The sequence below is a fragment of the Rossellomorea sp. GCM10028870 genome (assembly GCF_042666755.1).
Classification (GTDB): Bacteria; Bacillota; Bacilli; order Bacillales; family Bacillaceae_B; genus Rossellomorea.
On sequence record NZ_JBHTGN010000001.1, the window covers coordinates 375,738 to 389,517 of the forward strand.

15 protein-coding genes are annotated in these 13,780 nt (G+C 41.2%); 14 read left to right on the forward strand and 1 reads right to left on the reverse strand.

The window, feature by feature from the left end:
* The first annotated feature begins 707 nt into the window (after window positions 1-707).
* Entirely contained in the window at window positions 708-1,379 is a 672-nt protein-coding gene (gene deoC / locus ACFQWC_RS01880; protein WP_044339604.1) for a deoxyribose-phosphate aldolase, read from the forward strand.
* 33 nt (window positions 1,380-1,412) lie between these two features.
* On the opposite strand, the gene ACFQWC_RS01885 is transcribed toward deoC, so the two are convergent.
* Window positions 1,413-2,345, reverse strand: coding sequence for a Na/Pi symporter (locus ACFQWC_RS01885; protein WP_299738516.1), 933 nt, complete (start codon window positions 2,343-2,345; stop codon window positions 1,413-1,415).
* 337 nt (window positions 2,346-2,682) lie between these two features.
* Here ACFQWC_RS01885 and rpsU point away from each other — a divergent pair, with 337 nt between their 5' ends.
* The 13 genes from rpsU to era all read left to right on the forward strand — a co-directional run bounded on the left by rpsU (window position 2,683) and on the right by era (window position 13,777).
* Complete coding sequence (rpsU, locus tag ACFQWC_RS01890) at window positions 2,683-2,856, forward strand: 30S ribosomal protein S21 (protein ID WP_032087602.1); 174 nt, start codon at window positions 2,683-2,685, stop codon at window positions 2,854-2,856.
* 14 nt (window positions 2,857-2,870) lie between these two features.
* Complete coding sequence (locus ACFQWC_RS01895) at window positions 2,871-3,317, forward strand: GatB/YqeY domain-containing protein (RefSeq protein ID WP_299738503.1); 447 nt, start codon at window positions 2,871-2,873, stop codon at window positions 3,315-3,317.
* A 358-nt stretch (window positions 3,318-3,675) separates the two neighbouring features.
* Entirely contained in the window at window positions 3,676-4,986 is a 1,311-nt protein-coding gene (locus ACFQWC_RS01900) for an NfeD family protein (RefSeq protein ID WP_377105816.1), read from the forward strand.
* 27 nt (window positions 4,987-5,013) lie between these two features.
* On the forward strand, window positions 5,014-6,015 hold the full coding sequence (gene floA, locus ACFQWC_RS01905) for a flotillin-like protein FloA (RefSeq protein WP_299739623.1): 1,002 nt from the start codon (window positions 5,014-5,016) through the stop codon (window positions 6,013-6,015).
* Between the two features lie 29 nt (window positions 6,016-6,044).
* Complete coding sequence (locus tag ACFQWC_RS01910) at window positions 6,045-6,509, forward strand: hypothetical protein (RefSeq protein WP_299738501.1); 465 nt, start codon at window positions 6,045-6,047, stop codon at window positions 6,507-6,509.
* Between the two features lie 57 nt (window positions 6,510-6,566).
* The gene (yqfC, locus tag ACFQWC_RS01915; protein WP_034757499.1) at window positions 6,567-6,851 is read left to right on the forward strand and encodes a sporulation protein YqfC; all 285 of its coding nucleotides are present in this window, start codon (window positions 6,567-6,569) and stop codon (window positions 6,849-6,851) included.
* A gap of 11 nt (window positions 6,852-6,862) precedes the next feature.
* Window positions 6,863-8,050, forward strand: a complete 1,188-nt coding sequence (gene yqfD, locus ACFQWC_RS01920; RefSeq protein WP_299738497.1) for a sporulation protein YqfD — start codon at window positions 6,863-6,865, stop codon at window positions 8,048-8,050.
* 3 nt (window positions 8,051-8,053) lie between these two features.
* Window positions 8,054-9,013, forward strand: a complete 960-nt coding sequence (locus ACFQWC_RS01925) for a PhoH family protein (RefSeq protein WP_299738496.1) — start codon at window positions 8,054-8,056, stop codon at window positions 9,011-9,013.
* Between the two features lie 208 nt (window positions 9,014-9,221).
* Window positions 9,222-11,381, forward strand: coding sequence for an HD family phosphohydrolase (locus ACFQWC_RS01930; RefSeq protein ID WP_377105820.1), 2,160 nt, complete (start codon window positions 9,222-9,224; stop codon window positions 11,379-11,381).
* Window positions 11,378-11,851 carry an rRNA maturation RNase YbeY gene (gene ybeY / locus ACFQWC_RS01935; protein WP_299738492.1) on the forward strand — a complete coding sequence of 158 codons (474 nt, stop codon included), beginning with the start codon at window positions 11,378-11,380 and terminating at the stop codon, window positions 11,849-11,851. Before ACFQWC_RS01930 ends, ybeY begins: the two co-directional genes overlap by 4 nt.
* A complete protein-coding gene (locus ACFQWC_RS01940; RefSeq protein WP_377105822.1) occupies window positions 11,826-12,224 on the forward strand; it encodes a diacylglycerol kinase in 399 nt (132 codons plus the stop codon). The genes ybeY and ACFQWC_RS01940 overlap by 26 nt, the downstream gene beginning before the upstream one ends.
* Window positions 12,225-12,465: 241 nt before the next feature.
* Window positions 12,466-12,864, forward strand: a complete 399-nt coding sequence (locus ACFQWC_RS01945; protein WP_034757514.1) for a cytidine deaminase — start codon at window positions 12,466-12,468, stop codon at window positions 12,862-12,864.
* Window positions 12,857-13,777 (forward strand): GTPase Era, encoded by a 921-nt coding sequence (era, locus tag ACFQWC_RS01950; RefSeq protein WP_044339614.1) that lies wholly within the window; start codon window positions 12,857-12,859, stop codon window positions 13,775-13,777. The genes ACFQWC_RS01945 and era overlap by 8 nt, the downstream gene beginning before the upstream one ends.
* Window positions 13,778-13,780 lie beyond the last annotated feature (3 nt).

Genomic DNA, 13,780 nt, shown 5'->3' on the forward strand with positions numbered 1-13,780 from the left:
ATCAAAACTTAGACCGTTCCTTTCCGCTCCAGGCACTTGCTTTCCGCGGGGAGGAAGTCGAGCCTCCTCGACGTTCCGTCTGTGGGGTCTCGACCTTTCCTCTATATCCCGCAGGAGTCAAGTGCCTTCCGCTACAATCCACTTTGTTCTTCTACATTCTGAATGCCTAATAATATAGATAGACGGACTTGGGTTGAATTTACGGTTGCTTTGGATTAAAACCAAGAAGGACATCGAAACGCAAGAAGAAGGTCACTGATAAATCTAATCAACTTTTTCAACTTGAAGTAATTCTAATAAAATCAATATAAATTTCTTTGGAAAACAACCTCATTTAAAGAGAGTAGTGGTCGATTTCCTCTTGTGTAATTCTGTTTTCTTAAGATTGTTTTTTTGTCCCTATAAGCTCTGACACGAATATTTCTTATAGATGGTGAGGGGAACTGCGTAGACTCCTGCGGAAGAACGGCCGCACGTCCGTGGAAAGCGAAGCGGTTCCCCTCACCATCTAAGCACACACACTGGTTGACGGAGCACCTTGCACCTTGGCAGACTTTATGTTAGAAAACAACAAACTTTGTTAAAAGAGAATTAAAAAATGAAAAGGTTTTCTTTTTTTGGAGATGCTATGAAGAAATGCTCGTCTTTTTCTCTTTGATTTGATATGATAGGAGAGGTACGGACAACTGTTAAAGGAGAGATAATGAATGACTACGAACATTGCAAGTATGATTGATCATACTTTACTTAAACCTGAATCAACGAAAGACCAAGTAGAAGTACTTTGCCAGGAAGCAAAAGAATTCAAGTTTGCTTCTGTGTGCGTTAACCCAACATGGGTTCAATATTCAAGCGAATTATTAAGCGGTACTGAAGTAAAAGTGTGTACAGTTATCGGTTTCCCACTGGGAGCTTCTACACCTGAAACGAAAGCATTCGAAACAAAAGATGCAATCGAAAAGGGAGCAACAGAGGTAGATATGGTCATCAATATCGGCGCATTAAAAAGTGGCGACCATGAACTGGTTAAGCGCGATATCGAAGCTGTTGTGGCAGCATCTAAAGGTAAAGCACTTTCAAAAGTAATCATCGAAACGTGCCTACTGACGGACGAAGAAAAAGTGAAGGCCTGCCAATTGGCTGTAGAAGCTGGAGCAGATTATGTGAAAACATCTACAGGTTTCTCTACTGGAGGAGCGACTGTGGAAGATATCGCTCTTATGAGAAAAACGGTTGGACCTGAAATCGGTGTGAAAGCTTCAGGTGGCGTACGCTCTGCTGAGGATGCACAAGCGATGATTGAAGCTGGAGCTACTCGTCTGGGAGCGAGCTCTGGTGTGAAAATCGTACAAGGCTTAACAAGTGACTCTGACTATTAATAAAAAAAGCTGATCGAGGTTATCATACCTCGTTCAGCTTTTTTTTGGATGGTGAATTCTTTCAATGAAACGTGCAAATTGATTAGTGAACGGCAGAACAAGGATCGAGCATAATATGTTAAATACGACACTGGCATGGGCTAATTGTAAATCGGGAGAGCCCGCTAAAGATTGAACCACGGTTCCGAGTAATGGGATTAGAGGAATAAAAAGAGCGACCCCGATAACGTTAAGCCATATGTGAGCGTAAGCCGTCAGCTTTGCTTGGATACCTCCACCAATGCTTGCGATAAAGGCGGTTATACACGTACCGACATTTGCTCCGAGCATAATGGCGATTCCTGCATGAAGATCAATGGAGCCGGCAGCCAGAAACCCCATCGTCACACCTGTCACAACGGTACTGGATTGAATGATCGCCGTTAATATACAACCAATCAAGAGTGCCAGGACAACATGCTCGTTCACTTCTGTGATATACGTGCGCAAGGATTCGTGAGAAGTTAATGGAGTAGCTAACCACTGGATCGCACGGATCGACGTAAAGATCAATCCAAACCCGATAAATATCATGCCCGTACTCCGTAAGGAAGGTGAGGGGAAGAAATACAGGATGCATCCGATGATCATGGATGGGACAATAAGATAATTCATATCCAGTGTGAACATTTCAAGGGTAAACGTTGTTCCAATATTGGATCCGAGCATAATTCCAATGGTCTGTCTGAACGGTATCAAGCCAGAGGAAGCAAGTCCCACAGTGAGTACCATAACGGCAGAACTGCTATGAATAAAGGCTGTCACAATCGTTCCTGTAAGAACACCCTTAGTGGGAGTGCTTGTTAAAAAATGAAGCCATTTCTTTATCTTCTGATTCGCAATATTAAAAAGTCCTGACCGCAGCCAAGTCATCCCAAGCAAAAAACATAAGATAAAAAAAATAAAGGCGATTCCATGTAAAATCATTTCATTCCTCCTACACACCAGCCTGCTTAATACAAATGTATGGAAGGAACGAGTGAGACATGCCTAATTATATGAGTGTTTTATGATAAATTGTTGACCTATTACATATCATATATTATAATGGCAAAGTACATGGATTTCTTTATGTAGATAAAGAATTCATCCAAGAAAGACATACACTTTCTGTCCCCTTGTGACAATGATCCAAGGGCAAAGCCATAACCTATTGGTGAAGTAAAGGACGCTGGGATTACATCTTGCGTCTGAAGAAATTGGTACAAACCATTTCTTGACTTTAACATGTAAGTGTAGTGTGTTCGGAGGGAGGGAAAGAGAGATGTCAAAAACAGTTGTTCGTAAAAACGAATCGCTTGAAGATGCTCTTCGTCGCTTCAAACGCTCAGTTTCTAAAACAGGAACTTTACAAGAGTTTAGAAAGCGCGAATTTTATGAAAAGCCAAGCGTAAAACGCAAAAAGAAATCAGAAGCTGCAAGAAAGCGTAAGTTCTAAGAGAGGGTGTAAGTATGAGTCTTCTCAATCGTTTAAATGATGATATGAAACAAGCGATGAAAAATAAAGAAAAAGAGAAGCTTTCTGTTATTCGTATGCTTAAAGCTTCACTTCAAAATGAAGCGATTAAACATGGGAATCAGGAACTCTCTGAAGACGAAGAGTTGACTGTCCTTTCTCGAGAAGTGAAGCAACGGAAAGACTCCCTCCAGGAATTTCAAAACGCTGGTCGCGAAGACCTCGTTGAAAAAATTCAAACAGAACTGACTTACGTCGAAATATATATGCCGAAGCAGCTTTCAGAAGAAGAAGTCTCTGCTATTGTTCAAGAAACAGTAGCGGAGGTAGGTGCTACTTCTAAAGCCGACATGGGCAAAGTGATGGGAGCAATCATGCCTAAATTAAAAGGGAAAGCCGATGGAGCTCTCGTCAACAAACTTGTTCTTCAACATTTATCATAAGATTAGAAAAACCGGGAAGCCTTGATGCTTTCCGGTTTTTTTATTATTGTTGAATGGATATTCATACCGGAGCGATAAGGGTTGAAAATAAGGATGCGAAAGTTGATAATAAAATGGATAAAGTCGATAATAAAAGGACCAAAGTCGATAATAAAGTGTCTAAAAACCATAATGAAAAGTCCCAAACGAGTCGTATCTAAGGTCAACCCATCAAAAACCACCCACATTTTTCAATTTTTTTACTATATTAATAATTTCCGCCCCAATAACATAATATTTTTAAAAAAGTTGAAACTATATTAATAGGTCATACGTACATAGAGTATCAAGGAATATTACCTGAAACGAGGGGGTTGCGTTGAAAAGAGGTCTACTTATATTTTTCATGATGATTCTCGGGTTTAGTTTCTTACAGCCCTTGTTAAGCTCTGCTGAGAATACAAAAAAAGTATACGTTATTCCTATTCACAAAGAAGTCGAGAAAGGCCTTCATGCATTTTTGGAGAGGGCGATAAGTGATGCAGAAGAAAACAATGCTGAACTTATTATATTTAATATTGATACGCCCGGTGGTCTGGTAACGGCAGCGGGTGATATTGGTCAGCTCCTTGATGGCGTGGAGACAAAGACGGTTTCCTTTGTGAATAATCATGCTTTATCGGCAGGTGCCTTCATATCCCTTCATGCAGATGAGATCTATATGGTTCCGAATGCTCAAATCGGTTCTGCGGCCGTGATTGATCAGGCGGGAAATGCAGCGGATAAGAAAGCTCAGAGTTACTGGCTTTCTGCCATGAAGAGTGCCGCCGAATCAAATGGGAGAGATCCTCAATATGCTTTAGCCATGGCCGATGAATCGGTAGTGATCGAAGAATTGGGGATTGAAAAAGGAGAGCTGCTGACTCTCGGTTCAAAAGAAGCCAAGCAAGTCGGCTACTCTGAAGGAACCGTTGCAAATCTGGATGAATTATATGAAACCCTTGGTGTCAATAAATCTTCGGTTGTAAATGTCGAAGAGACCTTTGCAGAGAAGTTGGCCCGATTTATTACAAATCCGGTCGTTGTACCAATCCTTCTTTCGTTGGCGAGCCTTGGGTTGATTGTTGAACTGTATTCACCAGGCTTTGGAATTGCCGGTTCAATCGGGTTGATTTCTCTTCTATTATTCTTTTATGGCCACTTAGTGGCAGGACTTGCCGGTTACGAAACCATCATCCTCTTTATCACTGGAATCGCCCTTATCGTTGCGGAATTTTTCCTCCCGGGGGGCATTGCAGGCGGACTTGGCATCGGGGCGATTCTCGCAAGTATCATGCTGGCAGGGGGCGATGTAGTGCAAATGGGAATTTCTCTTCTTATCGCTATTCTTATTGCCGTTGTGACAATGATTATATTTGTAAAGGTGTTTGGTAAAAAAATGAAATTATTTAACAAAATCATTTTAAAAGATTCAACAAGCACAGAAAGTGGATATGTATCAAACATCAATCGATTAGAGCTGATCGGTAAAGAAGGTGTAACCAAAACTCCTTTAAGACCATCTGGAACCGTGATCGTGGATGATGAAAGAATCGATGCTGTGACAGAAGGCGGCTTTATCAAAGCAGGCGAAAAGGTTAAGATAGTGAAGGTAGAAGGTTCAAGGATTGTTGTAAGAGACATTTCATAATACTTTAGGAGGTAAAAAGATATGGTAATAGGACCAAGTACGATTTTACTGCTCGTTGCGATCGTGGTGGGCATCATCGTTTTAGCTGTTTTATTTACATTTGTTCCAGTCATGCTGTGGATTTCTGCAATCGCAGCAGGAGTAAGAATCAGTATTTTCACACTAGTGGGGATGAGGTTGAGACGTGTTATCCCGAGTCGTGTGATCAATCCATTAATTAAAGCCCATAAAGCTGGAATCACGGTAACGATCAATCAGCTGGAGAGTCACTATTTAGCTGGTGGTAACGTAGACAGAGTGGTTAATGCACTGATTGCGGCTCATCGTGCGAATATTGAACTAACCTTTGAGCGTTGTGCGGCGATTGACCTTGCTGGTCGTGACGTACTTGAAGCGGTTCAAATGAGCGTTAACCCTAAAGTGATCGAAACACCGTTTATTGCCGGTGTTGCAATGGATGGAATAGAAGTGAAAGCCAAAGCGCGTATTACGGTTCGTGCAAATATTGACCGCCTTGTCGGGGGTGCCGGGGAAGAGACGATCGTTGCCCGTGTAGGGGAAGGGATTGTATCAACAATCGGTTCATCCGATAATCACAAGAAGGTGTTGGAAAATCCAGATCTGATTTCTCAAACGGTCCTTTCAAAAGGACTGGATGCAGGTACGGCATTCGAAATTCTCTCGATTGATATCGCGGACGTTGATATCGGCAAGAATATCGGAGCAGAACTGCAAACAGAGCAAGCAGAAGCTGATAAAAACATTGCACAAGCGAAAGCGGAAGAAAGAAGAGCAATGGCCGTTGCCAATGAGCAGGAAATGAAAGCAAGAGTAGAAGAAATGAGAGCGAAGGTTGTGGAAGCGGAAGCAGAAGTACCTCTTGCCATGGCTGAAGCACTAAGATCAGGCAATATCGGAGTGATGGACTATATGAACTTAAAGAACATCGACGCTGATACGGATATGAGAGACTCGATCGGGAAACTAACCGGGGATAAAAATGATCCGAAAAATTCTAAAGATAAGTAATTTCCCCTTGTGAGAAAGGAGTTTTCTCCATGGAACCTTTAATCATAGCCATACTGATCGGGCTCATCACGTCGATTTTCAATAAAGTGAAAGAGTCGCCTTCTACTAAACCAGTAAGGCAAAAACCGATTCAAACGGCGTCTCCCCCTCCTTCCGAACCTTATGAAAGAGGAAGAGAAAGGGAGAGAGAGAGACCGGCACGCAGCAGAGTGCCAAGAGAATACAAAGAACCATTGAAAGACGCAGCCTCTTCCATTCAAACCCGTTTTGAAGAAAAGAAGAAGGAAGCAGAATCAACGTATGCAGACTTGCAAAAGAAAGAAGAGCGGTATTCCCGCCGACTGGAAGCTCATCAAACAAGGGCAAAGAAAATAAGGGAGAAAAGGTCAACTCTCAACATCGATTTCAAAAATGAAGATGATATCGTAAAAGGATTTATCTTCTCAGAGGTATTTGGACCTCCGAGATCAAAAAAACGCCATCATCAAAAATAAGAGTGATGAAACCCCTTTTCATTTCATAAATATGAGATGAAAGGGGGTTCTTTTTTTATGGCGAAAAGCTTTTTACAACAAATGCGTAAGTGGATGACACAGAAGATGGATTTACCTGAAGATGTCATGATGGACCTTCCTCGCGTCACAATGATTGGACAAATTCATATCTATATAGAAAACCATCGCGGTCTGCTGACGTTCACAGATCGAGAGGTGCGGCTTCTGCTAAAACAAGGTCAACTTTTAATAAAAGGTGAGCAATTTGTCATCAAGATGATTCTTCCTGAAGAAATTCTTCTTCAGGGGAAGATCGTAGAAGTGATCTATTTAGAACAATAGGGGGGACCGATTTGAAGAACCAGTGGTTTACCTTTTTGAGAGGAAAGGTATTTGTAAAAATGGAAGGCAGATTAATTGAGAGGGTTATTAATCAATTGCTCCGGGCGGGTATCACGATTTGGAATGTGAAGAGGGCTGGAACGGAGACCATCACCTTTTACTTATCTTTAGAAGATGTACATAACTTCCGAAGAGCGGTACGGACATCCGAGTGTAAAGTGACATTTCTAAGAGGTCAGGGAGTTCCATTTCTGTTTAAGCGTTCCCTGAAGAACTCAGGGTTCATGATAGGTGGACTTGCTTTCTTCGTCATTGTGTTCCTGCTTTCCAATATGGTTTGGGACATTCAAATTAAAGGAGCATCACCCCAAACGGAGCACAGTATAAGAAAAGAGCTGGAAGAAATGGGAGTGTCGAAAGGAAAGCTGCAATTCTCCCTGCCGGATGTGGAAAATATCCAACGGGAGCTATCCTACAGGATGAACAATATTACATGGGTGGGGGTGGAATTGCAAGGGACAACCTTTCACTTCCAAGTGGTTGAGAAGAATGCCCCTGAACCATCTGAATCATCTGGTCTGCAGCATATTGTAGCCAAGAAGAAAGCAATTATCACTCAAATGTTTGTAGAAGAAGGAGACCCCCAGGTGAACGTCAATGACTATGTAAACAAAGGTCAGCTCCTCGTATCGGGTTTGATCGGGAATGAAAAAGATCCTAAAGGGGTTTCGGCCAAGGCGAAAATCCTGGGGGAAACATGGTATAAATCAAACGTGGATCTTCCATTGAAATCCCGATTTGTGGTTTTTAGCGGTAATGAAAAAAGAAAACATTATGTCGGAGTCGGTTCTTTCAATATTCCGATTTGGGGATTTGGCAAGGTTGAGTACAAAGAGTCCATCGTGGAAGAGAACAAAAAGAACCTTCGTTTTCTTAAATGGGAGCTGCCTATATATTATATTGATAAAAGCTTTAAAGAGAAAGAAGATGTAGAGAGAACGTATACAAAATCAGAAGCCATTGATGCTGCTAAGAAGCTGGCCAAAAGTAATTTGGAATCCAGCCTCCCTGAGGATGCAGAAGTCACAGGTGAAAAAATTTTGCAAGAAAAGGTTGAGAATGGTAAAGTTAGGGTAACAATTCACTTCAAAGTATTAGAAAACATTGCAGTAGGACAACCAATTATTCAAGGAGACTAACGAATGTCAGATGAAATCTTAATGAAATTACAACTTGAAAACCCCAACGAAGCCATCGCATTGTTTGGTGTTTCAGATTCTCACCTTAAATTAATAGAACAGGAATTACACGTTTCCATCGTAACAAGAGGCGAAGAATTGCTGGTTTCAGGTAAGGAAGAAGATGTAAGTCTCGCTCTTGAAGTTTCAGATCGACTCGTAGCTGTGATACGTAAAGGAATCAATATTGGCCAAAGAGATGTTCACTATGCACTGGAAATGGGCAAACAAGGCACACTTGAATACTTTACAGATTTGTACAATGAAGAAATTACGAAAAATGCAAAAGGTAAATCCATCAGGGTGAAAACTCTTGGGCAACGCCAATACATCCACGCTATCAAGAAACACGATATGGTGTTTGGGATTGGTCCTGCAGGTACGGGGAAAACCTATCTGGCTGTTGTAATGGCAGTACATGCGTTAAAAAACGGGCAGGTTAAAAAAATTATCCTTACACGCCCTGCTGTTGAAGCAGGAGAGAGCCTGGGCTTCCTTCCAGGTGACTTAAAGGAAAAGGTAGATCCTTATCTGCGTCCCCTATATGACGCCTTGCATGATGTACTGGGGGCCGAGCATACAGCTCGATTGATTGAAAGAGGAACCATTGAAATCGCTCCTCTGGCATATATGAGGGGTCGTACACTGGATGATGCGTTTGTCATATTGGATGAGGCCCAAAATACAACGAAAGCACAAATGAAAATGTTTTTAACCAGACTTGGCTTTGATTCGAAAATGATCATCACTGGAGATCGCTCTCAAGTGGATTTACCAAGAGGTAGCGAGTCAGGATTAATTTCTTCTGAAAGAATATTAAAGGATGTAAAAGGAGTATCGTTTATTTATCTTGATCAAGCGGATGTGGTTCGTCACCCATTGGTCGCTAAAATAATCGATGCGTATGAAACAATAGAAAAGTAATACGATAAAGAGATTGATCCAGTGTGTCATCCTTGAACAGAGATGACACATGCAGGATCAATCTTTTTTATAGGGTTTAACATAGATAATTAAGTAAAAAACTGTTATCATTTTACATAATTGATGGATTATTTTTTACTCGTGCTTTTTTTGTAAGCTCTTTACCTTGGACTGGTTGAAATTGTACTTACATAACAGGGGGTTCTTTATGCAAACGCACCCATTTTTACTCAAAATAAGGAGCTTTCTTAGCTACCGACTCTTTACCAATCTCTTATTTGTGTTACTTGGTATTATTGTTTTTGGGGTTTTATATGGAAACGTAAAACCAAAAACCCTGGATATCAATTTGTATGAAGAAGCTCCTACAACGATAAGGGCTCCTAAGAAATTCGTTGATGATGAGGCTACTGAGAAGAAGAGGGAAGAAGCAAAGGCTGAAGTAGCGAATGTCTATACCACGAAAGAAGGAGCCGTCGACAACTCCATATCCCTTCTTCGCTCACTCATTGAAAGTGTAAAAGAAGTGAAGGCGGAAACGAAGGATGAAGAAACCGAGGATCTAAAGCCTTCTCCCGGGGCTGATATAAATGAGCAGCTAAAGCTGCTTAAAGGGAAGCTTCCAAAGGATAAAGATAATAATGTGACCAATGGTTTGAATGACTCAGTATTAAAAACCCTTTTAGAAGCACCAGAAGAAGACTTGGATCGATTGGAGACGATCGTTTCCACTCAATTGAAAGTCATTATGGAGAATGGTGTGAAAGAGGATGAGTTAAAAGAAGCGAGATTCAATTTAGAACAAAGGATCACGAGCTATAGTTTTAAAGGTGATCTGACTACAGCGGCTGTTGCGCTTGGAAATGTTGCCCTTGAGCCTACTCAGTATTACGACGCAGAAAAAACCGATGAGTTGAAGAAACTCGCTGAGGTTAATGTTCAAAAGGTTGAAATCATTGAAGGTGGAGTCATTGTACAGGATGGAGACCTGATTACACCGAAAGTATACAGTATCCTGAAATCAATGGGGATGGTAGAAAATACGTTCTCTTTCAAGCCCTATATTGGACTAGCCCTCTTTGTCCTTGTCATAATCAGTTCTCTGTATTACTTTTTCTACACCCTGGAAGTAACAGAAGAACGAAAACAGAACTATTTAATCCTTACAAGTATCGTATTTGTGATTTCACTGCTGATCATGAAGATTGTGGGATTAATAGACCAGATGGAGATCAATGATATTGCCTTTATATTACCTGCTGCATTCACGGGGATGATACTGAGGATTTTATTGAATGAGCGGATTGCCATGATGATGATATTTATACTATCAGCCTGCTCAAGTATCGTCTTTCACCATCAGTTCTCTGGTTCAATCGATATAGAGATCGCTATTTATACGTTATTCAGTGGAGTTTCAGGGATTCTTTTCCTGGTGAGCCGCAATCAGCGCTCGAATATTTTAAGAGCGGGTATTTATGTAGCTCTTGTGAATATATTGATCCTGGCGTTTTTAGTTCTGTTAAGCGGTACTTCTTATTCCAATAGCGAATATGTGTATTATCTCGTGTTTGCCCTGGTATCAGGAATCGGTTCCTCTATATTAACAATCGGTTTCCTTCCGTTTTTCGAGGCCGGGTTTGGCATACTTTCTTCCATGAGGCTGGTGGAGCTATCAAGCCCTACACAACCATTATTAAAGAAGCTGCTGACCGATGCGCCGGGTACTTATCATCACAGTGTGATGGTAGCGAATCTTGCAGAATCTGCATGTGAATCCATTGGCGCAAACGGACTATTAGCGAGGGTCGGATGCTACTATCATGATGTTGGAAAGTCAAAGAGGCCACACTTTTTTATAGAAAATCAGCTAAATATGGAAAATCCCCATGATCGGGTCTCGCCTGAGACGAGTAGGGATGTTATTATAAGTCATGCTTCAGACGGTGCCGACATGCTGCGTAAGCATAAGTTGCCAAAGGAAATTGTAGATATTGCCGAGCAGCATCATGGCACGACGTTGTTGAAATATTTTTATTATAAGGCAAAGGAACAAGGGAAAGATGTTAAGGAAGAAGATTATCGATATCCCGGTCCTAAACCACAAACAAGGGAAGCGGCCATTATTAGCATTGCAGATAGTGTAGAAGCGGCTGTCAGATCGAAGACATCTCCCACTCAGGGAGAGATTCAACAGCTTGTTCATTCCATTGTACAAGACCGCCTGCAGGACGGTCAGTTTAACGAATGTGATATTTCATTGAAGCAATTGGAAACAGTCAAGAGGTCTCTCTGTGAGACGTTGAATGGAATCTTTCATCCGAGAATAGAATATCCGGAACTTAAAGCAAAAGGAGAAGAAGCATGACATTATTGATCGACTTTATTGATGAAACTGAAAAATTATCCGAAGAGGAAACAAGTTTGGTGCAAAACATCTTAAACTTTGCAGCAAAAAAAGAAGAGGTCGAAGATGACAGCGAAGTATCGGTTACGTTTGTGACGAACGAAAGAATCCAGGAAATCAATCGTGAATACCGCCACAAGGACCAGCCCACAGATGTGATTTCCTTTGCTCTTGAAGAATTGGGAGAGGACGAAGTTGAAATTGTAGGTGGTCAAATTCCCCGTGTACTCGGTGATATTATCATTTCCATCGATCGAGCCAAAGAGCAGGCGGAAGAATATAATCATTCATTTTCCCGTGAACTGGGTTTTCTTGCTCTTCACGGTTTCCTGCATTTATTGGGCTATGATCATATGGAAGCAATGGATGAAAAGAAAATGTTTCAGAGACAAAAGGATATTTTAGATGAATATGGACTCAAAAGGGACTAAGTTCGGCCTATTCAGGTTCTTGAAGTCTTTTGAGTATGCCGTAGACGGGATTAAATCTGTATGGGCCACGGAGCAGAATTTCAGGATTCACTCATGTGTAGGGATAATTGTTTTTATCTTAGCGTATATGCTGTCTGTATCTGCCATGGAATGGATCATCCTGATCATATTGGTGTTTTCGGTGTTGGCACTTGAAACAATGAATACAGCGATTGAAAAGGCTGTGGACCTTTCAACTTCAGACTACCATCCCTTGGCGAAAACGGCAAAGGACCTTGCTTCGGCTGCCGTATTACTCTTTGCGTTCTGTACTGCGATTGTTGGTGTCATTATATTTCTTCCAAAGCTACTTGAGCTTATTTCTGCTCTTTGATGGAAGCAAAGAAGATACGAATACCAAGGCTGCAAGAGAGAAATTGAACGATTTCTCTCTTGCAGCCTTTAATTCATTTGAAAACGTTCTTATACTTGTATAGAATAAGTGGAGCAAAGGACAAAATCAATAAATAGTTTGAATTATCTAACTATTTTATTACAAAATGATAACAGCCCATTTTCTTTTATGAAAATTGTAGTAAAATGAATGTGTAAGGGTTAAAAGGAGAGTTAAACGAATGAATGCAGAACAATTGATACAAGAAGCTAAACTAGCGAGAGAAAAAGCATACGTACCCTATAGTAAATTCAAGGTGGGAGCGGCCCTTCTGTCAAAGGATGGTAAGGTCTATCACGGTTGTAATATCGAGAATGCAGCCTATAGCATGTGTAATTGTGCCGAACGAACAGCTCTATTCAAAGCTTACTCAGAAGGCGATACAGACTATTCAATGATTGCGGTTGTAGCAGACACGGCAAGACCGGTGCCACCATGTGGAGCCTGTCGTCAGGTCATTTCGGAATTATGCCCGAAAGAAATGAAAGTCGTACTGACAAATCTTAAAGGCGATGTGGAAGAACTAACCGTTGCAGAACTATTACCAGGAGCTTTTTCACCGGAGGATTTAAATGAGTAATATTGGAAGTAATACAGAATACAAATCAGGCTTCATCTCCATCATCGGACGACCGAACGTTGGGAAATCCACTTTCCTGAACCGTGTAATCGGTCAAAAGATTGCAATTATGAGTGATAAGCCTCAAACAACACGAAACAAAGTTCAGGGAGTTTACACGACAGATGATGCACAAATGATATTCATCGACACTCCAGGGATACACAAACCGAAACACAAACTGGGAGACTTCATGATGAAGATTGCTCAGAACACTTTAAAAGAAGTGGACGTCATTTTGTTCATGGTCAATGTTGAAGAAGGATTAGGAAAAGGGGATCATTTCATTATTGAGAAGTTAAAAGGGGTAAAAACACCCGTTTTCCTTATTCTGAATAAAATTGACCAAATCCATCCAGATGCGTTATTGCCAATGATTCAACAATACAATGACCTGTTTCCTTTCGCGGCGACTGTTCCGATTTCAGCACTTGAAGGAAATAACGTAGATAATCTTTTGCAACTATTAAAGGATCAATTACCAGAAGGACCTCAATTCTATCCGGCTGATCAAATTACCGACCATCCGGAACGTTTCATCGTTTCAGAACTCATTCGTGAGAAGGTCCTGCATCTGACAAGGGAAGAGATCCCTCACAGTATTGCAGTCGTAATCGATAAAATGGAGAGAAAGCAAGAGAAGGATCTTATCGATGTTATCGCCACCATTATTGTGGAGAGAGATTCACAAAAAGGAATTGTGATTGGAAAACAGGGATCCATGCTTAAAGAAGTTGGAAAGCGTTCCCGTGTAGACATTGAGAACCTATTGGGATCAAAGGTTTATCTTGAACTATGGGTGAAGGTCCAAAAGGATTGGAGGAACCGATCTTCCACCCTTCGTGACTTTGGCTTTAGCGATGACGAATATTGATGA

Bases quoted from the DNA above. Each gene is read 5' to 3' on its own strand.
- ACFQWC_RS01925 (WP_299738496.1), top strand. From the start codon at position 8,054: ATGTCAGATGAAATCTTAATGAAATTACAACTTGAAAACCCCAACGAA.
- era (WP_044339614.1), top strand. From the start codon at position 12,857: ATGAGTAATATTGGAAGTAATACAGAATACAAATCAGGCTTCATCTCC.
- rpsU (WP_032087602.1), top strand. From the start codon at position 2,683: ATGTCAAAAACAGTTGTTCGTAAAAACGAATCGCTTGAAGATGCTCTT.
- ACFQWC_RS01910 (WP_299738501.1), top strand. From the start codon at position 6,045: ATGGAACCTTTAATCATAGCCATACTGATCGGGCTCATCACGTCGATT.
- ybeY (WP_299738492.1), top strand. From the start codon at position 11,378: ATGACATTATTGATCGACTTTATTGATGAAACTGAAAAATTATCCGAA.
- ACFQWC_RS01895 (WP_299738503.1), top strand. From the start codon at position 2,871: ATGAGTCTTCTCAATCGTTTAAATGATGATATGAAACAAGCGATGAAA.
- ACFQWC_RS01885 (WP_299738516.1), bottom strand. From the start codon at position 2,345: ATGATTTTACATGGAATCGCCTTTATTTTTTTTATCTTATGTTTTTTG.
- yqfC (WP_034757499.1), top strand. From the start codon at position 6,567: ATGGCGAAAAGCTTTTTACAACAAATGCGTAAGTGGATGACACAGAAG.
- ACFQWC_RS01940 (WP_377105822.1), top strand. From the start codon at position 11,826: ATGAATATGGACTCAAAAGGGACTAAGTTCGGCCTATTCAGGTTCTTG.
- deoC (WP_044339604.1), top strand. From the start codon at position 708: ATGACTACGAACATTGCAAGTATGATTGATCATACTTTACTTAAACCT.
- ACFQWC_RS01930 (WP_377105820.1), top strand. From the start codon at position 9,222: ATGCAAACGCACCCATTTTTACTCAAAATAAGGAGCTTTCTTAGCTAC.
- ACFQWC_RS01945 (WP_034757514.1), top strand. From the start codon at position 12,466: ATGAATGCAGAACAATTGATACAAGAAGCTAAACTAGCGAGAGAAAAA.